This window comes from Rhodopseudomonas palustris (assembly GCF_007005445.1).
In the GTDB taxonomy this organism is placed as follows: domain Bacteria; phylum Pseudomonadota; class Alphaproteobacteria; order Rhizobiales; family Xanthobacteraceae; genus Rhodopseudomonas; species Rhodopseudomonas palustris_G.
In genome coordinates this window covers 2,245,641-2,269,407 of sequence record NZ_CP041387.1, presented here as the reverse complement: position 1 = coordinate 2,269,407, position 23,767 = coordinate 2,245,641, and the positions used below count along the sequence as shown (strand labels likewise).

Below are 23,767 nucleotides of genomic sequence, written 5' to 3'. Positions count from 1 at the left end.
TCGCCTCATTCACCAACGTCCTGAACGATCGACCAGTTCAACTTCTCGTAACGCGGGGGATCCCATGAACAGACGCGAATTCACCAAGCTCGGCCTGCTCGCTGGCGCGGCCGGCATCGGCGGCATTCCGCTCGGCATCACCCGGGCGGCGGGGCAGACTCGGGGCGGCACGCTCAACACCATCATTCAGCCGGAGCCGCCGATCCTGGTCACCGCGCTCAATCAGCAGCAGCCGACGCTGACGCTGGGCGGCAAGATCTACGAGAGCCTGCTGCGCTACGACTTCGATCTCAAGCCGCTGCCGGGCCTGGCGCAGTCATGGGAAGTGTCGCCCGACAAGCTGACCTATACGTTCAAGCTGTTCCCCAACATCACCTTCCACGACGGCACGCCGCTGACGTCGGAAGACGTGGTGTTCTCGGTGATGAAGATCCTGATGGAAAACCACGCGCGGGCGCGCAACACCTTCTCGCGGGTCGAGAAGGCCGAGGCGCCGGATCCGCTCACGGTGGTGTTCAAACTGAAGACTCCCTTCGCGCCGTTCCTCACCGCGTTCGATTGCACGACGGCGCCGATCGTGCCGAAGCACATTTACGAGGGAACCGACTATCGCAAGAACCCGGCGAACGCGAAGGCGATCGGTTCCGGTCCGTTCAAGCTGAAGGAATGGGTGCGCGGCTCGCACGTCCATCTGGTCAAGCATGAAGGCTACTATCGTCCGGGCGAGCCGGTCCTCGACGAAATCATCTATCGGGTGATCCCGGATTCGGCGTCGCGCTCGGTTGCGCTGGAGCAGGGCACCGTTCAGCTCACGCAGTGGACCGACGTCGAATTGTTCGAGGTGCCGCGGCTGTCGAAGTTGCCGAACCTGACGATGACCACGAAGGGCTACGAATTCTTCGCACCCCACACCTGGCTCGAGTTCAACAACCGGGTCGCGCCGCTGAACGACAAGCGGTTCCGGCAGGCGGTGATGTACGCGATCGACCGCAAGGCGCTGCTCGCCCGCGTCTATTTCGGTCTCGGCAAGGTCGCGACCGGACCGGTGTCGTCGAAGACGAAATTCTACGAAAAGAACGTCAAGAGCTACGACTATTCGCCCGAAAAGGCGAAGGCGTTGCTCGACGAGATGGGGCTGAAGCCGGGCCCCGACGGCAAGCGCGTGTCGATTCCCTATCTGGTGCCGCCGTATGGCGAAACCCATCAGCGGGCGTCCGAGTTCCTGCGGCAATCGCTCGCCCGCGTCGGCATCGATCTGCAACTGAAAGGCATCGACGTTGCCGGCTGGGCCGAGAAGTTCAGTAACTGGGATTTCTCGATGACCTCGACCACCGTCTATCAGTTCGGCGATCCGGCGCTCGGCGTGTCGCGCAGCTACGTCTCGTCCAACATCCGCAAGGGCATCCTGTTCTCCAACACCTGCGGATATTCCAATCCGGAAGTCGACCGGTTGTTCGAGGAGGCTGCCGTCGCGACCTCCGACGAAAAGCGCCAGGAGCACTACAGCGCGCTGCAGAAGATCATGGTCGAGGAGGTGCCGGTCGCCTGGCTGCTCGAGATCGACTACCCGAACTTCATGGACAAGCGGCTGAAGAATGTCGTTACCACCGCGATCGGCGTACACGACACCTTCGGGACGGTCTCGTTCGGATGATGGCGCTTGCGCAGTCGATCGGCGGCAGCCGCGGTGTGGCGATCGCTCTGGCGATCGTCCGCTGGGCCGTCCGCCTCGTCGCGGTGGTGCTGGTGATCGCCACCTTCAACTTCGTGCTGGTGCATGCCGCGCCCGGTGATCCCGCGCAGGTGATGGCCGGGCAGAGCGGAGCGGCCGATGAGGAGATGCTCACCCGGCTGCGTGCAGAGTACGGGCTCGACAAGCCGTATCCGGTCCAGCTCGCGATCTATCTGAAGCGGATCGTGACGCTGGATCTGGGCTACTCCTATCGACAGCAGCGTTCGGTACTGTCGCTGATCGCCGAGCGTCTGCCGGCGACTCTATTGCTGACTTGCAGCGCGTTCCTGCTGTCGCTCTCGGTCGGTGTTTCGCTCGGCACGCTGGCCGGCGTCCGCGCGGGCAAATGGTCCGACACCGCGCTGACCATCGTGTCGCTGTTTCTGTACGCCATGCCGGTGTTCTGGCTCGGACTGATGCTGGTGCTGCTGTTCTCGGTCCAGCTCGATTGGCTGCCGGCGTTCGGCTACGTCACGATCGGCGTCGAGATGACGCCGCTGGAGCGGGCTCGCGACATCGCGGCTCATCTGATCCTGCCTGTGATCTCGCTCGGCGCGGTGCATCTGGCGATTTACGCCCGGCTGATGCGCTCGGCGGTGATCGATGTCGCGCATCAGGACTTCATCAAGACGGCGCGGGCCAAGGGCTTGAAGCGCGGCCAGATCATCATCCGGCACATGTTGCGGAACGCCGTGCTGCCGGTGGTCACAGTGGCCGGCATGCAGGCCGGCACGCTGGTCGGCGGAGCGGTGGTGATCGAGACGGTATTCGCATGGCCCGGTCTCGGCCGCCTGACCTTCGATGCGGTGCTGCAGCGCGACTATCCGCTGATGCTCGGCATCTTCCTGGTGATGTCTGTGATCGTCATCGGGCTCAATCTTCTCACCGACGCGATCTACCGGGTCGTCGATCCGCGCGTCTCCCTGCGTGCTGCGTCCTGAGCGGAGGTCGAGATGGATCGGCTGAAGACCTTCCTGAGTCACCCGACCGGCCTGATCGGCCTGGTGATCCTGATCGGCGTGATCGTGCTCGCGGCGATGGCGCCGGTGATCTTCCCTGAAGACCCTTGGGAAATGGTCGCGGCGCCGTTCCAGCCGCCCGCGAGCGAAGGGCTCCCGCTCGGCTCCGACATGCTCGGCCGCAACGTCGCCGCCGGGATCGCTTACGGCGCCCGGGTGTCGCTGACGATCGGGGTCGCCTCGACGCTGGCGGCGCTGTGTATCGGCGTGGTGATCGGGGCGATCGCCGGGTATTTCGGCGGCCGGGTCGACGATGCGATGATGCGCGTCACCGAGCTGTTCCAGACTATCCCCGGCTTCATCCTCGCCATCCTGCTGGTGGCGACGATCGGACCGACGCTGACCAATGTCATCATCTCGATCGGCGCTGTGAGCTGGCCACCGCTGGCGCGGCTGACGCGGGCGGAGTTCATGCGGCTGCGCGGCCGTGAATTCGTCCAGGCCGCGGTGTGTCAAGGCCAGGCGCCGATGGTGGTGGCGCTGCGCCACATCCTGCCCAATGCGATCTCGCCGATCATCGTCACAGGCTCGCTGACGATCGCGACCGCGATCCTGATCGAAAGTGCGCTGAGCTTCATGGGGCTCGGCGATCCCAATCTGATGTCGTGGGGACTGATGATCGGCGCGTCGCGCACCGTGATCCGTCAGGCGTGGTGGATGAGCATGTTTCCCGGCATCGCCATCCTGCTCACCGTGCTGGCGATCAATCTGGTCGGCGAGGGGCTGAACGACACCCTGAACCCGCGCATCTCGCGAAAGGCGCGTAACGCATGAGCGACGATATCCTGTTGTCCGTCGAGAATTTGTCGGTCGCGCTGCCGAGGGGCGGCGATCGCAGCCACGCGGTCGCCGAGGTGTCGCTCGGCGTGCGGCGCAACGAGATCGTCTGCCTGGTCGGGGAATCCGGCTCGGGCAAGTCGATCACCGCGCATGCGGTGCTCGGATTGCTACCGCCGAATCTGTCGATCGGCGGCGGCGCGGTGCGGTTTCGCGGCCAGGACCTCGCGCACGCGGATGAAGACACGATGCGCGGCCTTCGTGGCGGCGCGATCTCGATGATCTTCCAGGAGCCGCTCAGCGCCCTCAATCCGCTGGCGCGGGTCGGAGATCAGATTGCCGAGGCGATCCTGGTCCATGCCGCGCCGCGGCCGAGCCGGGCCGAACTCGATGCGCGGGTGCTCGAACTCGTCGCCGCTGTCGGACTGCCGGAACCGGCCACCCTGGTCCGCAGCTATCCGTTCCAGCTCTCCGGCGGTCAGCGCCAGCGGGTGATGATCGCGATGGCGATGTCCAACAATCCGGCGCTGCTGCTCGCCGACGAGCCGACCACAGCGCTCGACGTCACCACCCAGAAGCAGATCCTGGCGCTGATCCGGCGGCTGCAGGCGGAACGCGGCATGGGCGTGCTGTTCATCACCCATGATTTCGGCGTGGTCGCCGATATCGCCGATCGGGTGGTGGTGATGCGCGGCGGCCGCGTCGTCGAGCAGGGCTGCGTCGACGAGGTGCTGCGGCGGCCGAAGGACGACTACACCAAGGCGCTGATCGCCGCGGTGCCGGGCTCGCGCCCGGCCACCGAGCTCGACCGTCACCTGGACGGCGAGCCGTTGCTCGACGCCCGCGGGCTGAACAAGACCTTCGTCACCTCGCAGGGCCTGTTCCGGCCGCATCGCACGGTGCCGGCGGTGCGTGACGTGGCGCTCAGCCTGCGACCGCGGGAGACCGTCGCGGTGGTCGGAGAATCCGGGTCCGGCAAATCGACGCTCGGCCGCATCATCATGCGGCTGATCGAGCCGGACTCCGGCGCGATCGAGTTCGGCGGCATGGATTTCCTCGAATTGCGCGGCGGCGGGCTGCGAGCGATGCGTCGCAAGGTGCAGATCGTGTTCCAGGATCCGTATGCGGCGCTCGATCCGCGGCAGAAGGTCGGCGATGCGATCGCGCGCGGGCCGATGGCCTATGGCGCGCCGCCCGCCGAGGCGATGGCCGACGCCAAGCGGCTGCTGGCGCGGGTCGGCCTCGAGGCGAGTGCGGCCGGGCGCTACCCGCACGAGTTCTCCGGCGGCCAGCGTCAACGCATCTGCATCGCGCGCGCGCTGGCGCTGAAGCCGATGGTGCTGGTCGCCGACGAGGCGGTGTCGGCTCTCGATGTTTCGGTGCAGGCGCAGATTCTCGAACTGCTGGCGGAGCTGCGCGAGGAGATGAATCTGGCGATGCTGTTCATCACTCACGATCTGCGCGTCGCCGCCGAGATCGCCGATCGCATCGTGGTGATGCGCCGCGGCGAGATCGTCGAGCAGGGCGATACCAAGTCGGTGTTCACGTCGCCCCGGCACGCCTACACTCGTGCCTTGCTCGACGCTATCCCGGGTCGCAGCCTGTTCGCCGGCCCGCAGGCCGCATCGTCGCAAGACGCGATGACCGCCTAGCGGCGTGCTCCGGCTGGGTCCGGCGCGGTGCGAAGCCTGGGCTGTCGGCGGATAGCCTCGAACGACATCCAACAGGGAACCAACGATGCGCGATTTTCACAAGACCGGCCGCTCGCTCGCGGTCGCGCAGAACGGCATGGCGGCGACGTCGCATCCGCGGGCGACTCTGGCGGCGGTCGACATCCTGCGGCGCGGCGGCAACGCGATCGACGCCGCGGTGGCTGCGGTCGCGATCCAGGGCGTGGTCGAGCCGCAGATGACCGGTATCGGCGGTGATTGCTTCGCGCTGATCGCGCTGGGCGGCGGTCGCCCGATCGGGCTGAACGGTTCCGGCCGCACCCCGGCCGGCACCGACGCGGAGAAATATGCCGGCGGCGAGGCCCGCGATATCCCGCCGACGTCGCCCGAGGCCGTGACCATTCCGGGCGCGATCGACGCCTGGTGCACTTTGATCGAGCGCCACGGCAGCCTGCCGCTGGCGGACGTGCTGGCGCCGGCGATCGAGGCCGCCGAGCAGGGCTTCTGCGTCACCCCGCGCGTGGCGTCCGACTGGCGCCGCTGTCGCGCGCGCGTCGAAATCGATCCGAACGCCGCCGCGCAGTTTCTCCCCGGAGGAAGTGTTCCCGAGATCGGCGACGTCCGCGCCCAGCCGCGGCTCGGCGCGACGCTGCGCAAGATCGCACGCGAGGGCCGCGCCGGATTCTACGAGGGCGAGGTCGCCGAGGAGATGGTCGCGGTGCTGCGCAAGCTCGGCGGCGCCCACAGCGTCGATGACTTCGCCGCGCATCGCGGCGAGGACGTGACGCCGATCTCGGCCGATTATCGCGGCTTCACCGTGATGGAATGTCCGCCGAACGGGCAGGGGCTGGCGGCGCTGATGATCCTGCGCGTGCTCGAGGGCTTCGACGTCGGCAGGCTCGGTGAAGCCGACCGGATTCATCTGCTTGCGGAGGCCACCAAGGCGGCTTACGCGACGCGCGATGCGTATTTCTGCGATCCGGCTGTCCATCCGCTCGAACCTGCGCGCTTTCTGTCGGACGCTGTGATCGGCAAGATCCGGCAGAGCATCGCGATGGACCGCGCCGGCGAGGCGCAGCCGTGGCTCGACACCGAACATCGCGACACGGTGTACGTCACCGTGGTCGATCGCGATCTCAATGCGGTGTCGCTGATCAACTCGATCTTCTCGCCGTTCGGCAGCGGCATCTACGCGCCGAACTCGGGCGTGCTGCTGCACAATCGCGGCTGGAGCTTCCGCGCCAGGCCCGGCCATCCCAATTCGCTCGCGCCCGGCAAGCGGCCGATGCACACCATCATTCCCGGCATGCTGATGCAGGGCGATCAGGCGGTGATGCCGTTCGGCGTGATGGGCGGTCATTATCAGGCGGCGGGCCACGCCAACTTCCTCTCCAACGTGCTCGACCTCGGCCTCGATATTCAGGCCGCGGCGGAACGTCCGCGCAGCTTCTGCTTCGACGGCGCGCTGGCGCTGGAGACCACGATCGGCCAGGGCATCCACGACGAGATGCAGCGCCGCGGTCACTCCGTGCGCTGGACCGAGGAAGCGATCGGCGGCTGTCAGGCGATCAGGATCGATCGGGCCCGTGGCGTGCTGCTCGGCGCCTCCGATCATCGCAAGGACGGCGTCGCGCTCGGCTACTGAGACCGGCGGCGATCGTGTCATCGGCGACGCCGGACGCGCCTTGCGTCGCCCGGTCACCCGATGTCGCAGCGAGGAACGGACGGTTCGCCCGCGAGTTGCGTGGACAGACAGCCGCGACCGAGATCGTCACTGATCGCGCGGCGACACCGACGCGACATCAGGAGAGACCGACATGAAGGGCGCCGCCATTCTGCTGAGCTGCATACTGCTCGCCACCCCCGCCGCCGCGCAGACGGCTGCGCAGGCGCCCGGCGCGCCGCCGGTGGCGATCAGTTCGACCACCGCGGGGTTCATTCAGCAGGTCGCGGTGTCCGATCTGTACGAGACCGCCGCGGCGCGGCTGGCGCTCGCCCGCGGCACCGACGCTCAGAAGCAGTTCGCCGACAAGATGCTGCAGGATCACGGCAAGACCTCGGCCGACGTTCGCCGCATGATCGCCAATCACGGCCTCAAGGTCGACGTGCCGAGCCAGCCCGACGCCCGGCATCAGGCGATGCTGGACGAACTGAACGACAAGCGGGGCGACGCGTTCGTCGCCGCCTACGCCGCGCAGCAGGTGCAGGCGCATCAGGAGGCGGTCGAACTGTTCCAGAGCTACGCCAGCAACGGCGACTTCCCCGAGTTGAAGCAATGGGCCGCGCAGACGCTGCCGGTGCTCGAACATCATCTGAAGATGGCGCAGCAGCTCGGTGGCGACAACGCCGCGACGGTCGGCGCGTCGCCGGCGACGAAGTAAGCCGATGCGTCCATGCGCGCTGTGGATGCGCGGGCCGAGCCCCACGCATCCACGGAGCTTCGGGGCAGGACATCAGGCGAAGCTACGGCCCGATCCGCACCACGACCTTGCCGAGCGCGTCGCGGCCGGCGAGGGCGTTGAACGCGGCGTGAAAGTCCTCCAGTGCGAATGACGAGACGATCGCCGGCTTCAGCGCGCCGCTGGCGAGCAGCCGCGACAGCTCCGCGGTGCAGCGTGCCAGCACAGCCGGTTCGCGTCGCGGCAGTTGCGCGAGGTCGACGCCGAGCAGGCTGCCGCCCTTCAGCAGCGGCAGGTTGAACGGCAGCGCCGGGATGCTGCCGGCCGCGAACCCGACGACGATGTGCCGGCCGTTCCAGGCGATTGAGCGAAACGCTTCGACCGCGACCGGCCCGCCGACCGGATCGAACACGACGTCGGCGCCGTGGTCCTGGGTCAGCGCCTTCAACGTGTCGCGCCAGTCCGGCCGCGTGTAGTCGATCACGGCATCGGCGCCGAGCCCCAGCGCGAAGTCGCGCTTCTCCGCGCTCGATGCCGCTGCGATGACGCGGGCGCCGAGCAGCTTGCCGATCTGGATCGCGGCGGTGCCGACGCCGCCGGCGGCGCCGAGCACCAGCAGGATTTCGCCCTCCTTCAGCGCGGCGCGTTCGGCCAGCGCGTAGTAAGCGGTCAGGTAGTTGGCTCGGAACGAGGCGCCTTCTTCCGCCGAGGCGCCGTCCGGCAGCGGCGCGACCGCCTCGATCGGCACCACGATGTATTCGGCGAGCGCACCGGAGCGCGCCATGCCCATCACCATCTGGCCGGGCGCGAGGTTCGCGACACCATCGCCGACCGCGTCGATCACGCCGGCGAATTCCGTGCCGGGGATGAACGGCAGCGGATCCTTGGTCTGATAGCGGCCCTGCACTTTAAGGCCGTCGACGAAGCCGATGCCGACCGCCCGAACCCGGACCCGCACTGCACCCGGCGTCACCGCCGGCCGCGCGATCTCCTTCAATTCGATCTGGTCGATCGCGGCGTAGTCGTCGACGACGACGGCTTTCATCGAGGTCTCACGATCTGGCAAGGGCGGTGCTCCTTCGGCACGATGGAGTAAGAGCGAACTGCGGCCGTCGGACGAGATTGGTTCGGTGACGTGTGGTGAGCCGGACCGGCACGTCGAGCGGACGGCAGCGCGTCTGCATTCTGATGAGCCAGCGGTGACGCTGCGTGCGACGTGACGTTCGGGTGGGGACTGTGGTCGATCCCTTCTTTGCGCGATGCTGTCGCTGGGGATTTGTGCCGGACCGCAAGCGGCGTTGCGTGCCGTCGTCTGCTACCAGTTTAACAGGATGCGGACGGCGCGTCCACAAGGACGACGTTGCGTCACGTCATTTGCCACCTTGCGGAATCACGGCGTTTATGGCGGACCGCAGGGATGCCGTCCGAGACGAGCATGAGGCGGTGATCCGTGGCTCACAGCTCCTGCATGCGCCGCGCGTCGCGCATCCGGCTGGAGTAGGTCTTGATGGTGTGAAACGCCGCCACCGGGTTGTGGCCGAGCACACGGTCCTTCACCACCAGCGTCGTCACTGGCGCCTCGGCGTGGCGGATGAACAGCGAGTCGTGTCCCACACACAACCCCATGATGACGTTGAGATGGGTTTCTTCCCGATTGAGCATGCGGGCTTGCAGGACCGGATTGCAGCAGGCTTCGTGACCGCCCTTGATCTTCAGTTCCTCCGGCACTCCGATCTCGGTCTTGTCGATCGAGCCGACCTTGCACAGCGCGGTTCGGGTTTCGAATCCGGCGAGCCGGAGAATCTCGACCAGCAGCTTGGTCTCCTCGATCAGGCCGACGCAGGTGGCGATGCCGATCCGGGTCGCACCAATCCGGCGCGCGAAGGCAACCGTCTCTTCGACACGATTGAGCTTGCAATAGTGTTGCCCCTCGATCTCCGCCGCGGCGCGCGCGAGCGTCGCGTCGATCGTATCGCCGGTATATAGGCTCACCAGTTCCTGTCGCTCCTCGGGCGCCAGATCGGTCGTGGCGCAGATTGCCGGATAGCGCTTGTCGAGACGATAACAGTTGAACTGCCCGCATTCGGAGCAGGTGATGGCGTCGGGCTTCGGCTTGGCCATGATGTAAGATCCTGATGCAGCGATTGTCGGCCCGCACTAATCGACTGTGACCGCCCGCGCAATGCGACGCTCGGATAAGAGCTGAAGGCGCTCGGGGCCGTGATGTGAGCCGTACCGGCTGCAATTGGCGTCGCTGCTATCAGCAGCATCATTCTGCCGGAGCGCCGCCGGTGAGAACGTGGTTCTCTGCGATCGGTCCACCTGCTGCCTGAGGCGCGTGCGACGCGCATCGCGTTCTCTGTTCCGTGCGACATTTGAAATGACGTTTCATTGACCTGCTAGCAGCCGAACTCGATCATGACGGCACTGAATTTCGTCGGCGGAATCGGTCGTAACGGATCGGACACCTTCCTGAACGTCGCCGCCGGGCTCTTGAACTGAAAGGTGACATTGATGAGCAACCAAAAGAAAGGTCGGCCTATCAGCCGGCGCTCCGTACTGCTCGGCGCGGCGGCGGGCGTGGTCGCAGCGCCGGTCGGAGCGTTCGGCATTCAGGCGTTCCCGACGGTGCCCGTCGGTTATGATCTCTCCGACTTCCCGATCTGCCGCACATCCGGCGATGCTGTGCTGACCGGCGCGCCGCGCAAGCTGAAACTGTCTTGGAACGCCAATTCGGTGTGCTCGGTGCAGGTGCCGGTCGCGGTCGACTACGAATTCTTCAGGAAGCAGAATCTCGATGTCGAGCTGGTGAATTTCTCGGGTTCGACAGATCAGTTGTTGGAAGCGATCGCCACCGGGAAGAGCGATGTCGGTGTCGGGATGGCATTGCGCTGGCTGAAACCACTGGAGCAGGGCTTCGACGTCAAGATCGTCGCCGGAACGCACGGTGGCTGCCTGCGGGCGATCGCGCCGACCAACTCGGAGATCAGCAAGGTCACCGATCTCAAAGGCAAGGTGGTGGCGATCGACGATCAGGCGGGGCCGGGCAAGAACTTCTTCTCGATCCAGCTCGCCAAGGCCGGTATCGATCCGGCCACGGAGGTCGACTGGAAGCAGTATCCGGGAAATCTGGTCCGGCTCGCGGTGGAGAAGGGCGAGGCGCAGGCGGCGCTGGCGTCCGATCCGCTGGCGCACGCTTTCCTCAAGGACGGCGAATTCAAGGAGATCGGCTCCAACCTCGACGGCATCTATCGCAACGTGAGCTGCTGCATCGTCGGTGTGCGCGGCAGCCTGATCCGCGACGAGCCGCTGGTGGCGCGGGCTGTGACCCAAGCGCTGCTCGATGCGGCGGAATTTTCGTCCAACAACCCGGAAAAGGCGGCGATGTCGTTCCTGCCTTACGCGCCGAAGATCGTCACCGAGGAGGATATCCGGGCGCTGATCAAGTACCACACTCACGATCACCATCCGGTCGGCCCGCAGCTCAAGAGCGAACTGAAGCTGTATGCCGACGACCTCAAAGCGGTCTCGGTGATCAAACGTTCGACCGACACCACCAAATTTGCGGACAAGATCTATGCCGACGTATTCCGCGTCTGAGGCGCTCGAACTCGATGTCGGGACGCAGGTGGCGTCCCGCATGTCGCCGCTGCTGCGCGCTGTGCGCGGGCATGCTGCCGGCTTCGCCGCGGGCGTCGGCTGGACCGTGTTCGGTCTGTCGTGCCTGTGGCGTGACGACCTCGGCGATTGGTCGCGCACCAAGGAGGTGGCGATCGCCGCCTTCGTGATCGGCGGCGCGATCGCGCTGGCGGCCGTGATCGGTTTGTGGTCGCGACGGGTCGGCGAGGCGGTGCGGCGACGGTCGCCGTGGCTGTTGCTGCTCGGCGTGCTGCTCGCAGTCTGGGAAGCGGCGACGGCCAAGCTTGGGCTGCTGCCGCAACCGTTCTTCCCGCCGCCGCAGGCGATCGTCGAAGTCTACACCGACGATCTGCCGAAACTGATCGACAGCGTATTGGCCTCGGTACAGTTGCAGCTCGGCGGCTATCTGATCGGCGCGGCGGCCGGCTTCGTCACCGGCGTGTCGATCGGCTGGTCGCGTGCGGTCGGTTATTGGGTGCATCCGGTGCTGCGGTTCATCGGCCCGCTGCCGGCGACCGCGTGGCTGCCGATCGCGTTCTTCGCGTTTCCGTCGAGCTGGAGCGCATCGACCTTCCTGATCGCGCTGGCGACCGGATTTCCGGTGACGGTGCTGACCTGGTCGGGAGTCGCCAGCGTGTCTAATGCTTACTACGACGTCGCGCGCACGCTCGGCGCCAGGCCGTCGTTCCTGGTGTTCAAGGTCGCGATCCCGGCGGCGCTGCCCCACGTCTTCGTCGGCCTGTTCATGGGCCTCGGCGCATCGTTCGCGGTGCTGGTGGTCGCGGAGATGATGGGCGTCAAATCCGGTCTGGGCTGGTACCTGCAATGGGCGCAGGGCTGGGCGGCCTACGCCAACATGTATGCGGCTCTGCTGGTGATGTCGCTATTGTGCTCCGGCGCCATTACGGCGTTGTTCAAGGTCCGTGACCGCTTGCTGGTCTGGCAGAAGGGTGTCGTGAAATGGTGAGCGCCGTCGCATTGCAGCAGCCGCAGGCGGCCGGCGCTGCGCTCGATGTCGTCGACGTCAGCCACCATTTCGACATCGACGGTGCCGAGCTGCCGGTGCTCGATCACGTCACACTCAGTGCCGCGCCGGGCGAGTTCGTGGCGCTGCTCGGCCCGTCGGGTTGCGGCAAGTCCACGCTGCTGCGGCTGGTTGCCGGGCTCGAGCCGCCGCGCGCCGGCCGGCTGCTCGAAGACGGCCGCGTCATTGCCGGGCCACTTCCGTCGCGCGTCGTTGTGTTCCAAGATCCGACGCTGTTTCCATGGCGGACGGTGTGGAAGAACGTCGCGCTCGGGCTCGAGGCGCAGGGCATCATCAAGAGCGAGCGTCACCGGGTCGATGCGGCGCTGGCGATGGTCGGGCTCAGCGGCTTTGCCAACGCCTATCCGCACCAGCTCTCCGGCGGCATGGCGCAGCGCGTGTCATTGGCCCGTGCGCTGGTCAACGATCCCGATATCCTGGTGCTCGACGAGCCGCTCGGAAAACTCGACTCGCTGACCCGGCTCAGCATGCAGACCGAGATCGTGTCGCTGTGGCAGCGCCAGGGCTTCACGACGCTGCTGGTGACTCACGATGTCGAGGAAGCGCTGTTCCTGGCGCAGCGGGTGCTGGTGTTCAGCGAGCGTCCCGCGAAGCTCAAGGCCGATCTCGCCGTGGAGGCGGCGTATCCGCGTCACCGCGGCGATCCATATCTGGCCGACCTGCGCCGCCAGATCCTCGGCCTGCTCGGTCTCGACGCCACCTGGTGAGCTGGGACGGGCGGCACCTCAGCCGATCAGCGCGCGCGCGGCCTGCACCAGCGCGCCATCCGGGCGGCGCAGTTCGGCCAGGATCGAGAAGTGATCGTGGCCGGGAAGCGGCAGCAGCCGGCCGGGCGCGCCGGCGGCGTCGCGGCGCGCGTGCAGATCGCGGGAGTCCAGCACCAGCGCCGGCAGCTCCCGGGTGCCGTAGGCGAGGTCGAGCCGCTTCTTGACCGGCGGCAGCCGCAGCGGCGACAGCGTTTCGATCTCGGCGTCGGTGAGGCGCAGCGCCGCGTTCAAAAAGGTGTCGCGCAGCGGGCCGAGTTCGAACACGCCGGCGATCGACAGCCCGGCGGTGACCAGCGGATGGTCCAGCGTCATCGCCACCAGATGGCCGCCGGCCGACCAGCCCGAGGTCACCACCGGCCCGGCGACGCCGTGCGCAGCGAGCCAGTCGAGCGCGGCGCGGCTCTCGGCGACGATGTCGGTGAGCGTCACCTCCGGCGCCAGCGAATAGCCGGCAATCGCCACCGACCAGCCGTGCGCGGCGATGCCCTCGACCAGCGCGGCGAACAGCTCGCGCGAATTCTTCTGCCAATAGCCGCCATGCCAGAACACCAGGCAGGGCGCGTCGGGCCGCGCGGCCGGATACAGGTCGATCCTGGCGTTTTGGCGCGGGCCGTAAGCCAGATCGAGCACCGATCTCAGCCTGGCGCGCGCCTGCGCCGATGCGGCGTTGCGCTCGGCGCTCAGCTCGGCACTGTTCTTCACCGCGGTGACTACATCGTAGGCGGCGTCGCGCTCGCTCTGCGACAGATACGCCCAGCGGGCGCGGGGATCGGCAGGGCGGTCGGTGGTCATTGCGGCTCCATCGAACGTGCAGCGTCTCGTTGGCGGCGAGCTTTGCCGCAACGCGAACAGCCTGTCGATCGCATTTACGCATACGGCCATGAGCGCCGTGGCGCTTGCGTCGATCCGCCGCCCGGGCTTGATCACGCTCGCGAGCGCCAAATAACACCCGCGGAGACCGTAGGGAGCGAACCGGAGCGACGATGCCGCACCTCGTGATGGACTATTCGGCCGATCATCTCGGCCGCGACCGCGTCGGGCGCATCATCGCGCAGCTCGCCGTCACCGCCGGGGCGACCGGGGTGATGCACGCCGCCGACATCAAGGTGCGGGCCCGCGGCTACGACGATTATCTGGTCGCCGGCAAGCGCGACAGCTTCGTGCATCTTGCCGTATTCATGCTGGCCGGCCGCACGCCGGAGCAGAAGGTCGCGCTCAGCACCGCGCTGCGCCAGACCCTGACCGAGCACTGCCCCGACATTCACAGCCTCAGCGTCGACATCCGCGACATGGACCCGGAGGCGTACAAGAAACGGCTGAAGCAGGCGTGAGCTCAGTTCTGTTTTTGATAGAATCAGAGCTGATCCGCACCGCCTGCCACACGCACAACCTCATGGTGAGGAGGCGCGTAGCGCCGCCTCGAACCATGTGCCGCAGGGAATGCGTTGCCCCATCCTTCGAGACGCCCGGCTTGGCCGGGCTCCTCAGGATGAGGACTCAGTGCCTCCGGAAAGGTCGGATAGTTTCAATCAAACGATGATCCGCTCTAGCGGCGACAGAGAATTCCGCCGCGCGGATCAGCGAAGCGCTGTCCGGGGACGCTGCTCGGCGTCGCCAGCGCGCTCGCAATCGCGCAGCTTTCGCTTTGCTAAAATTGAATCGAGTGTGTGGGGGATTTAGACAGCGGATGGCGGCAAAAGACGCGAGATTCAACCTGTGAGGTCGCGACGTTCGAAATGCCGGGTTCCGTAGTCAGAATAACGCTGTCCCTGATCGGGCCAGGCATCATCGGCGTGTTCGGCGTCGCGTTTCTCGCGGCCTGGAGCTACGACCGGCGACGTCCTTATCTCGCGCTTCTGGCGGCAGCGTGTGCGCTGTTCGCGCTCGGGGCGTCGAGCCAGATTCTGTACTGGCCGCGTGACACCGGCCTCAACGCGATGGTGTCGGGCGCGCTCTACACCTGTGCCGTGATCGCGGCTGTCGAAGGCGTGCTGATCCGCTCGGGCAGGGCGTTCGGCATCTGGATCGATGTCGCGATCTTCGCCGCGTTTTGCCTGGCGCTGTACTACTTCTTCTACGTCGATCGCAGTCTGCTCGCGCGCATCTATGTGCAGAACTTCGGCTACGGACTGCTGCTCTGCGTCGCCGCGCTGCGGCTTGCGCAGCTCAGACACGGCCGCGTGGTCGACCGCATCCTGTTCTGGACGCTGCTCCTGTTCGGGCTGCACTTCTTTCCCCGCACCGTGTTCACGGTCGGCGCCTCGCCGCCGTCGGGTGGACCACTCGCGTTCGCCGACTCGGTGTTCTGGCAGACGCTGCAATTGTCGCTCGCGGTGCTGGGCGCCGCCTTGGCGATGGCCATCCTGGCTGCGGCGGTGTCGGACCTGATCGACGATCTGCGCCGCGAACGCGACCTCGACCATCTCACCGGGCTGCTCAACCGCCGCGGCTTCGAGGCGGAGATCGCGGCGCCGATGCGCCGCGCGCCCGCAGGCGCGGCGCTGATCCTGTGCGACGTCGACCATTTCAAATCGATCAACGACAGTTTCGGTCACGACGTCGGTGACGTCGTGCTGCAGGAGATCGGCGCGATCCTGCGCAGAACCGCCCGCAAGGGCGATCTCGTCGGCCGCTGGGGCGGCGAGGAGTTCGCCGTGTTCCTGCCGGACGCCTCGCCCTCCGATGCCGCCGAATGCGCCGAACGGCTCCGCCAGACCATCGCGAACAGTCGCATTCCTGGCCTGGATACGCGGCCCGTGACGGCGAGCTTCGGGGTGGCGACGATCCGCGAGGCCGGCGACTGGGCGGCACTGTACAAGCTGGCGGACAGCCGGCTGTACCAGGCCAAGGCAGCGGGCCGGGACCGCACCGTCGATCGCGGGATGTAGTCCCGTCGCCCGGATCAGCGAAGCGAGATCCGGGAGCAGCGCTTCGGCGGCACCAAGAAACCCGGGTGTCGCTGCGCTCGCCCGGGCTACGCTTGCTACGATTGGATTTCAAATCCACAGGACGCCGACGGCCAAGTGAGCCGACCTTGGCTCGGGCTGCAGAATGCGCCATCATGCGAGAATGAAGGCCACACACAGTACCACCGGCATCGCGCTTCCGCGGATCTGACGCTGGAAGCTGCAGCAGGCGATCGGCCGGATCGCTCGCTGTCGGTCACCCGAGAAAGCTCGGGTGAGCCATCGCCGCATGCGCGGCTTGCGAACCATTGGTCCTCACGATGCATAACGTCTTCGAAAGCCCCTTCAAGGGCATCACGCTCGATCGCCTGGTCACCAACCCCAACATCCGGGTCGGCCGTTACAGCTACTATTCGGGCTATTATCACGGTCATGGCTTCGACGACTGCGCCCGCTTCCTGCTGTCGGACGACGGTGTCGACCAGCTCGTGATCGGTTCGTTCTGCTCGATCGGCTCGGGCGCGGCTTTCATCATGGCCGGAAATCAGGGGCATCGCAGCGACTGGATCAGCACGTTCCCGTACTTCTGGATGCCTGAAGTTCCAGCCTTTGCCGGCGCGGAAAATGGATTCCAACCGGCCGGCGACACGGTGATCGGCAACGATGTCTGGATCGGCACCGAAGCCATCGTCATGCCCGGCGTCAGAATTGGCGACGGCGCGGTGATCGGCGCGCGGGCTGTGGTGACGAACGACGTCGCGCCTTACGCCATCGTCGGCGGCAACCCCGCGAAGGTGATCCGAAAGCGGTTTGGCGACCCCGACATCGCGCGGCTGCTCGAGCTTCGCTGGTGGGATTGGAGCGACGACGACCTGAGAGCTGCGATGCCAATCCTGACCAGCGGCGACGTTGCGGCCCTTCACCGTCACTGGCAGACGGCCGTCCAGTCGCCGCGCAGCTAGTCCCGTAGCCCGGATGAGAAGCGACATCCGGGAGCGGCATCTCGGCGGTACGAAGAGTCCCGGGTATCGCTGCGCTCACCCGGCTACGCCGATCCACTCTGCGGGCTCCGGGCTTTGCTTGCTCGTCCAACCCCACCGCCGTCATTCCGGGCACGCCGACTTGCGGCGTGAACCCGGATCTCACGGCACTTGTGGCGAGGCCAGAAGGCCACCGCATTGCCGTCTCGCGAGCCCGTAGGGCGCAATAGCGCAGCGTATTGCGCCTCGCGTATTGAGTGGCGGATTACGCTTCGCTAATCCGCCCTACGGGCTACGTATAATTGTCAGAGAGAGACATTACTCTTCGTATCGCATCCCGACCTCGCTCACCGATTCTCTTACGCGCTAAAACGGCGTCGCTGTACGTATTCATGCGCGCTTCAATTTCAACCAAACGCTGCCTGACGGAATTCACCTCATGGTCGGGTATTTCCTCTTTGAATCGCGCATAGTAATCCGGATATGTGGTGACAATCTCGATTGGTAGAACGAGATCTTCCTCTCGTCGTGAAATTACTCCAATTACCAAGTTGGCTGACTTTAGTAGGGCTAGTCCGTAGTCGCGCTGGTAGCCACCCAGGCGGCTTTCGATAAGAAATTTCGCTTCGTGAGTATCGATTTGGTATGGATCAAAATTTCTAAGTAGCCTCGAAAAGCTTCTTGCGGTTGCAATATAGTTCTCGGACGCTAGATAATTTGGAATTGCCAGTTTCGCAATCGAGGCTTGAATCCAGAAAAGTGGATCGCTTTTTGCTATCTTGAGATTGTGTAACTGTTCAAAGAATCTGTCGACTAGCTCGTTCGCCAGAGATGACTTCATTGTTGCTTTGATGAAGCGGTATCTTAGGGCTTGACGTAAGATTGGTTTGTAATTCGCTTCTCGATTCGAAAACCGGTCCAATGCATGAACAAATTCAGAGATGAGTTCAAGAGTTCGTTCATCCTCTATGTGCTCTCTTAAGTAGTATTCGCCAAACACTGGAGATCGGAATTGCGCCTCCCCTCCTGGCGAGAACAATTCGGTATCAAGGGTTCGTCGATAAGAGACGATTTCTCTATAGTAATCGTAACCCATGATTGACCCCATTGTGAAGGCGTCAATCTCGGCGCCGCCTATCATTCTCGCGTATGCAGACAGTGCGATGAATTCCGAGAGTCTTGGTGGAAGAGCGTTTATCGCTTCGAAGTAATTGTCCAGTTTAGACCGGATTGCTGGACTCTCAAGTAGCGAAAGGAGGGTGCTTCTCATTTCGCGATGACAGTTGTACGAAAGGAAACGAATTTTCTCTTTGACGCTTGATGCTGCACGTTCGCGCCAATAGCCGAACTGCCCCAAATACTCTGCGGTCTGTTGAAGTTCGCCCTCATTCAAGACGTTTAGGTCGATTTCAAAATATCGACCAGAGAGTTCACGTTGAACTGAACCGAAACGCAGCTCGAATGCGGATGTGCGGGTTCCGAACAGAAGCAACACATTTGTTCTACCTATGGCGCAGGCTCGATCGAGTAAGGATTCGTACTGGAAGACGTCTTCGATGATAATTGCATCGTTCTGCAATCTTTGCGAAATGAAGTCGAAGGCGTCTTGTGAGTCGCCGCGTTCTGGATGGAGTTTAAAAATTGTCCATCCGTCTTGAGAGAGGCGGGCTGCTAGTTCGGTGAGGAATATCGTCTTGCCATTCGCGATGCTGGAATGGACGAACACAATTCGTTTTCGCCTGTCGATAATTTCTTTCTTGTAGCGCGATGCTCGTTCGACAAAATACACAACGCGATGCTCTCCTCGAATTTGCTTGGTCATAAATCCGCGATCAACTCTCCCCTTCAAGAGTAGGGATTCTATGTTGGACTGGCTGGCTTCCTGCATTGGGGATTCAAACGAAAGTTCTTCGAGGTGCGGGGGCCTTGTTAGAAGTGGGGCTGCCTTGTTGATGCCGACACACAACGAGGCCATGCCGTCTACGCCAATGGTGTGAACATCGCCGAAGCTTTTCGTAGCGAATAGTAGCGCCGGCTTGGGGGCTGACTCGATTATTAGATGGGTCTTCTCGGCGAACTGAGGCTTCTTGCGAAGAATGCGCGCAAGGTGAATGTCGCGGAGCGACTGCCCGACCACAAATATCGCTGGGGCATTATCGACGTCTCTTTCGAGTTGTCGTAACCAATCGGATTCGTAGAGATCTGGCTCTGCATAAGAGCGGACACCTGCGATAAATCGGTTCGGTTCATCGCGGGGGTTTGTCGATGAGATGTATCCGTGAAGGTGAATAACTTGAGTTGTATCGTGCTTGCGACTGATTGCTCGGCCACTCTGGTCAAACACTTCGTATTGGACGTTCTCGCGATCTAATGAGACTTCGATGACGTTATCGTAGTTGGTGGTGTATATGCGGAACCATGGTAATTTGGAAATTGTCCTATGGTGATCCTGGACTTCAACGCATTGAAGGTGTCGATGCAAAAATTGTGAGAGTTGTCCCGGGTTGTCAGCGTTTTCCAAGTATGCGTCGATGGCAGTTACAAGGCTGAATCCCTCGCGATCATCTGCTGGAATGCGTGCCTCGTCGAGAAGGAGCTTAACAAGAGTGTCGGCTCCGGGAACTTGGACGGAGTAGCGGTTCTTTGCGCCGTAAGTGAACCCTGTTCCGAGAATTAGAATGGCGCGCCCGGTCGGAACATAGGTTCGCAGGCTATCTGCGATCGAGTTGTTGCCCATGATTTTCAGTTTCAGAGATTAGTTAACAATATTCCGATTGTCGGCTGAATATTGAGGTTCCGACTGACCGATCGGCGTTTGCGAGAGAAGATATTCGGAACTTTGTTTATGTGGGTCAATGGGTGATTCATAGTAAAAGGGCTCCCCGTGTTGCGGGGAGCCCTTTGGGGGAAGAGTTAAGTTGGTCGGCTATGACGTTGTGGGTCCGCGGCGGCGGCAAGTGTTGTACTAAGAGTGCCGTTCACGAGCACCCCGTCGTGCTGCCGCAAGTATCACACTTCATGCACGTCCCGTTGCGCACCAGCGTGAAGTTGCCGCATTCCGAGCACATCTCGCCTTCGTAGCCCTTGGCTTTGGCTTCGGCGCGGCGTTCGGCTTTGGTCGGGGCGGCCTGGGTCGCGGCGGTGGTGGCTTTGCTCCACTGCAGCGCTTCCAGCTTTTCGGTCGGCGACAGATCGGTCTGGGTTTCCTGCTTCAGCGCGGTGGCACCTTCGAGGGCGTCGCCGACGCGGGAGGAGGCCAGCGCGGTGACGGTCGGCGCGGCGCCCGCCGGGGCGTTGCGCGGCGTCGTCTCCGCCGGGTGGGCGGGGGTGCTGCGCATCACCACCAGATTGTCGGTGCGCGACCGGGTCAGGCCCTTGGACAGATACTTGGTCGCCGCCGCGGGGCCGGCGACGCCGCTGCCGTCCGGCGCCTTGCCTTCGTCGACGCCCTTGCCGATGGCGTCGAAGCCGGTTTCGGTCGGGTCGACATGGGCGAGGTCGAACCGGCCCATGTAGCTCACCGCCAGCTCGCGGAACACGTAGTCGAGGATCGAGGTGGCGTATTTGATCGAGTCGTTGCCCTGGACGGGGCCGGCTGGCTCGAACCGGGTGAAGGTGAAGGCGTCGACATATTCTTCGAGCGGCACGCCGTATTGCAGGCCGAGCGACACGGCGATGGCGAAGTTGTTGATGAACGACCGGAGGGCGGCACCCTCCTTGTGCATGTCGATGAAGATCTCGCCGAGGCGGCCGTCATCATATTCGCCGGTGCGCAAATAGACCTTGTGGCCGCCGACCACCGCCTTCTGGGTGTATCCCTTGCGGCGATCCGGCATCTTCTCGCGCTCGCGCATCACCACGATGCGCTCGACCAGGCGCTCCACCACCTTCTCGGAGACGTGCGCGGCGCGGGCGGCCATCGGCTTCTCCAGGAAGGTGTCGATGTCCTCGTCCTCGTCGTCGTCGGCGATGAGCTGCGAGTTCAGCGGCTGCGACAGCTTGGAGCCGTCGCGGTACAGCGCATTGGCCTTGAGCGCCAGCTTCCACGACAGCATGTAGGCGGACTTGCAGTCCTCCACCGTGGCGTCGTTGGGCATGTTGATGGTCTTGGAGATCGCGCCGGAGATGAATGGCTGCGCCGCGGCCATCATCCGGATGTGGCTCTCGACCGACAGATAGCGCTTGCCGATCTTGCCGCACGGATTGGCGCAATCGAACACCGCGTAGTGCTCGGGCTTCAGATGCGGCGCACCCTCGACCGTCATCGCGCCGCAGATGTGGATGTTGGCGGCCTCGATCTCGCGCTTGGTGAAGCCGAGCGCGGTGAGCAGGTCGAAATTCGGCTGCGCGATCTGCTCGGCTTCGATCTTGAGGACGTCTTTGAGGAAGTCCTCGCCGAAGGTCCATTTGTTGAAGGCGAACTTGATGTCGAAGGCGGTCGGCAGCGCCTTTTCGACCTTGGCGAGCGCTTCATCGGTGAAGCCCTTGGCCTTCAGGGTCGAGGCATTGATGGCCGGCGCATTCGACAGCGAGCCGTGGCCGACGGCATAGGCTTCGATCTCCTGGATCTGGTGCTCCGGATAGCCGAGCACGCGCAAGGCGGCCGGCACCGCGCGGTTGATGATCTTGAAGTAGCCGCCGCCGGCCAGCTTCTTGAACTTCACCAGCGCGAAGTCGGGCTCGATGCCGGTGGTGTCGCAGTCCATCACCAAGCCGATGGTGCCGGTCGGCGCGATCACCGTGGTTTGCGCGTTGCGGTAGCCGTGCCGCTCACCGAGTTCGAGCGCCTTATCCCAGGCCGCCTTGGCGTGGGCGACGGCATCCGGGATCGGGCAGCCGGCGTGGTCGAGCGGCACCGGGTTGACCGACAGCGCCTCGTAGACCCGGGTCTCGCCATGCGCGGCGCGGCGGTGATTGCGGATCACGCGCAGCATATGGTCGGCGTTCTTCTTGTAGCCGGGGAAGGCGCCGAGCTTGGCGGCCATCTCGGCCGAGGTCGCATACGCAGTGCCGGTCATGATGGCGGAGAGGGCGCCGCACAGCGCGCGGCCTTCCTTGGAGTCGTACGACAGACCCATGGTCATCAAGAGACCGCCGATATTGGCGAAGCCGAGGCCGAGGGTGCGGAATTCGTAGGACAGCTCGGCGATCTGCTTGGACGGGAACTGCGCCATCAGCACCGAGATTTCGAGCACCACGGTCCACAGCCGGCACAGATGCTCGTAGGCGTCGAGGTCGAAGCGGTTGGCGCCGACATCGTAGAACGCCAAGAGGTTCGCCGAGGCGAGGTTGCAGGCGGTGTCGTCCAGGAACATGTATTCCGAGCACGGATTGGACGCGCGGATGTCGCCGGACGCCTTGCAGGTGTGCCAGTCGTTCATCGTGGTGTTGAAGTGCAGGCCGGGATCGGCGCTGGCCCAGGCCGCGGTGCCGATCTTCTCCCACAGGTCACGGGCCTTCAGCGTCTTCACCACCTTCTTGTTGGTGCGGGCGGTGAGGTGCCAGTCGCCGTCGGTCTCGACCGCGCGCAGGAAGTCGTCCCGGAGCGACACCGAGTTGTTGGAGTTCTGGCCGGCGACGGTGAGGTAGGCCTCGCTATCCCAATCGGTGTCGTAGATCGGGAAGTCGATCTCCTTGTAGCCCTGCTTGGCGAATTGGATGACGCGCTTGATCATCGCGTCGGTCACCAGCGCGCGGCGCGCCAGCTTGACCTCGCGGCGCAGCGCCGGGTTCTTCTCCGGATCGAAGCAGTCGTCGCCCGAGCCCTGGCAGTTGACGCAGGCCTTCAGGATTGCCTTGAGGTGCTTCTGGTTGACCTTGGAGCCGGTGACGAGAGCGGCGACCTTCTGCTCCTCCTTCACCTTCCAGTCGATATAGGCCTCGATGTCCGGGTGATCGACGTCGACCACCACCATCTTGGCGGCGCGGCGGGTGGTGCCGCCGCTCTTGATGGCGCCGGCGGCGCGGTCGCCGATCTTCAGGAAGCTCATCAGGCCGGAGGACTTGCCGCCGCCCGACAGCCGTTCGCCTTCACCGCGCAGCCGCGAGAAGTTGGAGCCGGTGCCGGAGCCATACTTGAACAGCCGCGCCTCGCGGACCCACAGGTCCATGATGCCGCCGTCGTTGACGAGGTCGTCCTCGATGCCCTGGATGAAGCAGGCGTGCGGCTGCGGGTGCTCGTAGGCCGACTTCGACTTGGTCAGCTTGCCGGTCTTGTAGTCGACGTAATAGTGGCCCTGGCCGGGGCCGTCGACGCCGTAGGCCCAATGCAGGCCGGTGTTGAACCACTGCGGCGAGTTCGGCGCCACCATCTGCATCGCCAGCATGTAGCGCAACTCGTCGAAGAACGCGCGGGCGTCGTCCTCGCTGGAGAAGTAGCTGCCCTTCCAGCCCCAATAGGTCCAGCAGCCGGCGAGGCGGTCGAACACCTGCTTGGCGGAATGCTCGGAGGTGTAACGCTCGCTCTCGGGCAGGGCAGTGAGGGCGTCGGTGTCGGCGACCGAGCGCCACAGCCACGACGGCACGCTCTCTTCCTCGACCTTCTTCAGGCGTGCGGCGACGCCCGCTTTACGGAAATACTTCTGCGCCAGCACGTCGGAGGCGACCTGCGACCAGAATTCCGGCACCTCGACATTTTCGAGGCGGAACACCACCGACCCGTCCGGATTGCGGATCTCGCTGGTCGTCAGCCTGAACGCGATCGCCGCGTAGGGAGACTGGCCGTCCTTGGTGTAGCGCCGTTCGATCTTCATCTCGTGCCCCGTTCAAGTCGCCCGAACCCCCGCCTTGGGTAGCCCGGGAAGTTGCTAGATGGACGAACCTTGTTCGCCCGG

General features: G+C 64.4%; 17 protein-coding genes. 12 read left to right on the top strand and 5 right to left on the bottom strand.

What is annotated here, in order from left to right; genetic code table 11:
• Window positions 1–64 precede the first annotated feature (64 nt).
• From FLL57_RS10335 to FLL57_RS10310, 6 genes are all read left to right on the top strand, one after another.
• Window positions 65–1,654 (top strand): ABC transporter substrate-binding protein, encoded by a 1,590-nt coding sequence (locus FLL57_RS10335; protein ID WP_013502163.1) that lies wholly within the window; start codon window positions 65–67, stop codon window positions 1,652–1,654.
• A complete protein-coding gene (locus tag FLL57_RS10330) occupies window positions 1,651–2,673 on the top strand; it encodes an ABC transporter permease (RefSeq protein WP_013502164.1) in 1,023 nt (340 codons plus the stop codon). Before FLL57_RS10335 ends, FLL57_RS10330 begins: the two co-directional genes overlap by 4 nt.
• Before the next feature lie 12 nt (window positions 2,674–2,685).
• Window positions 2,686–3,525 (top strand): ABC transporter permease, encoded by an 840-nt coding sequence (locus tag FLL57_RS10325; RefSeq protein ID WP_013502165.1) that lies wholly within the window; start codon window positions 2,686–2,688, stop codon window positions 3,523–3,525.
• On the top strand, window positions 3,522–5,180 hold the full coding sequence (locus tag FLL57_RS10320; protein ID WP_142882843.1) for a dipeptide ABC transporter ATP-binding protein: 1,659 nt from the start codon (window positions 3,522–3,524) through the stop codon (window positions 5,178–5,180). The genes FLL57_RS10325 and FLL57_RS10320 overlap by 4 nt, the downstream gene beginning before the upstream one ends.
• Window positions 5,181–5,265: 85 nt before the next feature.
• Window positions 5,266–6,843, top strand: coding sequence for a gamma-glutamyltransferase family protein (locus FLL57_RS10315; protein WP_142882842.1), 1,578 nt, complete (start codon window positions 5,266–5,268; stop codon window positions 6,841–6,843).
• A 172-nt stretch (window positions 6,844–7,015) separates the two neighbouring features.
• Window positions 7,016–7,579: a DUF4142 domain-containing protein gene (locus FLL57_RS10310; protein ID WP_142882841.1), complete on the top strand. Its 564-nt coding sequence runs from the start codon at window positions 7,016–7,018 to the stop codon at window positions 7,577–7,579.
• Between the two features lie 82 nt (window positions 7,580–7,661).
• On the opposite strand, the gene FLL57_RS10305 is transcribed toward FLL57_RS10310, so the two are convergent.
• The gene (locus tag FLL57_RS10305) at window positions 7,662–8,642 is read right to left on the bottom strand and encodes an NADPH:quinone oxidoreductase family protein (protein ID WP_142882840.1); all 981 of its coding nucleotides are present in this window, start codon (window positions 8,640–8,642) and stop codon (window positions 7,662–7,664) included.
• 410 nt (window positions 8,643–9,052) lie between these two features.
• Window positions 9,053–9,718 carry a DUF1847 domain-containing protein gene (locus FLL57_RS10300; RefSeq protein WP_013502170.1) on the bottom strand — a complete coding sequence of 222 codons (666 nt, stop codon included), beginning with the start codon at window positions 9,716–9,718 and terminating at the stop codon, window positions 9,053–9,055.
• A gap of 393 nt (window positions 9,719–10,111) precedes the next feature.
• Between FLL57_RS10300 and FLL57_RS10295 the strand changes: the two genes are divergently transcribed.
• The 3 genes from FLL57_RS10295 to FLL57_RS10285 are packed head-to-tail and all read left to right on the top strand — an operon-like array spanning window position 10,112 to window position 12,988.
• A complete protein-coding gene (locus FLL57_RS10295; RefSeq protein ID WP_142882839.1) occupies window positions 10,112–11,197 on the top strand; it encodes an ABC transporter substrate-binding protein in 1,086 nt (361 codons plus the stop codon).
• The gene (locus FLL57_RS10290) at window positions 11,175–12,203 is read left to right on the top strand and encodes an ABC transporter permease (protein WP_142882838.1); all 1,029 of its coding nucleotides are present in this window, start codon (window positions 11,175–11,177) and stop codon (window positions 12,201–12,203) included. The genes FLL57_RS10295 and FLL57_RS10290 overlap by 23 nt, the downstream gene beginning before the upstream one ends.
• Window positions 12,197–12,988, top strand: a complete 792-nt coding sequence (locus FLL57_RS10285) for an ABC transporter ATP-binding protein (protein ID WP_142882837.1) — start codon at window positions 12,197–12,199, stop codon at window positions 12,986–12,988. The genes FLL57_RS10290 and FLL57_RS10285 overlap by 7 nt, the downstream gene beginning before the upstream one ends.
• A gap of 18 nt (window positions 12,989–13,006) precedes the next feature.
• Here FLL57_RS10285 and FLL57_RS10280 read toward each other — a convergent pair whose 3' ends face one another.
• Window positions 13,007–13,840 carry an alpha/beta hydrolase gene (locus FLL57_RS10280; protein WP_142882836.1) on the bottom strand — a complete coding sequence of 278 codons (834 nt, stop codon included), beginning with the start codon at window positions 13,838–13,840 and terminating at the stop codon, window positions 13,007–13,009.
• Window positions 13,841–14,031: 191 nt separating this feature from the next.
• Here FLL57_RS10280 and FLL57_RS10275 point away from each other — a divergent pair, with 191 nt between their 5' ends.
• The 3 genes from FLL57_RS10275 to catB all read left to right on the top strand — a co-directional run bounded on the left by FLL57_RS10275 (window position 14,032) and on the right by catB (window position 16,916).
• Entirely contained in the window at window positions 14,032–14,379 is a 348-nt protein-coding gene (locus FLL57_RS10275; RefSeq protein ID WP_142882835.1) for a 5-carboxymethyl-2-hydroxymuconate Delta-isomerase, read from the top strand.
• Window positions 14,380–14,784: 405 nt separating this feature from the next.
• A complete protein-coding gene (locus FLL57_RS10265; protein WP_142882834.1) occupies window positions 14,785–15,936 on the top strand; it encodes a GGDEF domain-containing protein in 1,152 nt (383 codons plus the stop codon).
• A gap of 338 nt (window positions 15,937–16,274) precedes the next feature.
• Window positions 16,275–16,916, top strand: coding sequence for a type B chloramphenicol O-acetyltransferase (catB, locus tag FLL57_RS10260; protein WP_142884197.1), 642 nt, complete (start codon window positions 16,275–16,277; stop codon window positions 16,914–16,916).
• Window positions 16,917–17,226: 310 nt separating this feature from the next.
• Here the strand turns inward: catB and FLL57_RS10255 are convergent, their stop codons facing one another.
• Both FLL57_RS10255 and FLL57_RS10250 read right to left on the bottom strand, forming a co-directional pair.
• Complete coding sequence (locus tag FLL57_RS10255) at window positions 17,227–19,671, bottom strand: SIR2 family protein (RefSeq protein ID WP_142882833.1); 2,445 nt, start codon at window positions 19,669–19,671, stop codon at window positions 17,227–17,229.
• 241 nt (window positions 19,672–19,912) lie between these two features.
• Window positions 19,913–23,686: a vitamin B12-dependent ribonucleotide reductase gene (locus FLL57_RS10250; RefSeq protein ID WP_142882832.1), complete on the bottom strand. Its 3,774-nt coding sequence runs from the start codon at window positions 23,684–23,686 to the stop codon at window positions 19,913–19,915.
• Window positions 23,687–23,767 lie beyond the last annotated feature (81 nt).

Bases quoted from the DNA above. Each gene is read 5' to 3' on its own strand.
- FLL57_RS10335 (WP_013502163.1), top strand. From the start codon at position 65: ATGAACAGACGCGAATTCACCAAGCTCGGCCTGCTCGCTGGCGCGGCC.
- FLL57_RS10330 (WP_013502164.1), top strand. From the start codon at position 1,651: ATGATGGCGCTTGCGCAGTCGATCGGCGGCAGCCGCGGTGTGGCGATC.
- FLL57_RS10325 (WP_013502165.1), top strand. From the start codon at position 2,686: ATGGATCGGCTGAAGACCTTCCTGAGTCACCCGACCGGCCTGATCGGC.
- FLL57_RS10320 (WP_142882843.1), top strand. From the start codon at position 3,522: ATGAGCGACGATATCCTGTTGTCCGTCGAGAATTTGTCGGTCGCGCTG.
- FLL57_RS10315 (WP_142882842.1), top strand. From the start codon at position 5,266: ATGCGCGATTTTCACAAGACCGGCCGCTCGCTCGCGGTCGCGCAGAAC.
- FLL57_RS10310 (WP_142882841.1), top strand. From the start codon at position 7,016: ATGAAGGGCGCCGCCATTCTGCTGAGCTGCATACTGCTCGCCACCCCC.
- FLL57_RS10305 (WP_142882840.1), bottom strand. From the start codon at position 8,642: ATGAAAGCCGTCGTCGTCGACGACTACGCCGCGATCGACCAGATCGAA.
- FLL57_RS10300 (WP_013502170.1), bottom strand. From the start codon at position 9,718: ATGGCCAAGCCGAAGCCCGACGCCATCACCTGCTCCGAATGCGGGCAG.
- FLL57_RS10295 (WP_142882839.1), top strand. From the start codon at position 10,112: ATGAGCAACCAAAAGAAAGGTCGGCCTATCAGCCGGCGCTCCGTACTG.
- FLL57_RS10290 (WP_142882838.1), top strand. From the start codon at position 11,175: ATGCCGACGTATTCCGCGTCTGAGGCGCTCGAACTCGATGTCGGGACG.
- FLL57_RS10285 (WP_142882837.1), top strand. From the start codon at position 12,197: ATGGTGAGCGCCGTCGCATTGCAGCAGCCGCAGGCGGCCGGCGCTGCG.
- FLL57_RS10280 (WP_142882836.1), bottom strand. From the start codon at position 13,840: ATGACCACCGACCGCCCTGCCGATCCCCGCGCCCGCTGGGCGTATCTG.
- FLL57_RS10275 (WP_142882835.1), top strand. From the start codon at position 14,032: ATGCCGCACCTCGTGATGGACTATTCGGCCGATCATCTCGGCCGCGAC.
- FLL57_RS10265 (WP_142882834.1), top strand. From the start codon at position 14,785: ATGCCGGGTTCCGTAGTCAGAATAACGCTGTCCCTGATCGGGCCAGGC.
- catB (WP_142884197.1), top strand. From the start codon at position 16,275: ATGCATAACGTCTTCGAAAGCCCCTTCAAGGGCATCACGCTCGATCGC.
- FLL57_RS10255 (WP_142882833.1), bottom strand. From the start codon at position 19,671: ATGGGCAACAACTCGATCGCAGATAGCCTGCGAACCTATGTTCCGACC.
- FLL57_RS10250 (WP_142882832.1), bottom strand. From the start codon at position 23,686: ATGAAGATCGAACGGCGCTACACCAAGGACGGCCAGTCTCCCTACGCG.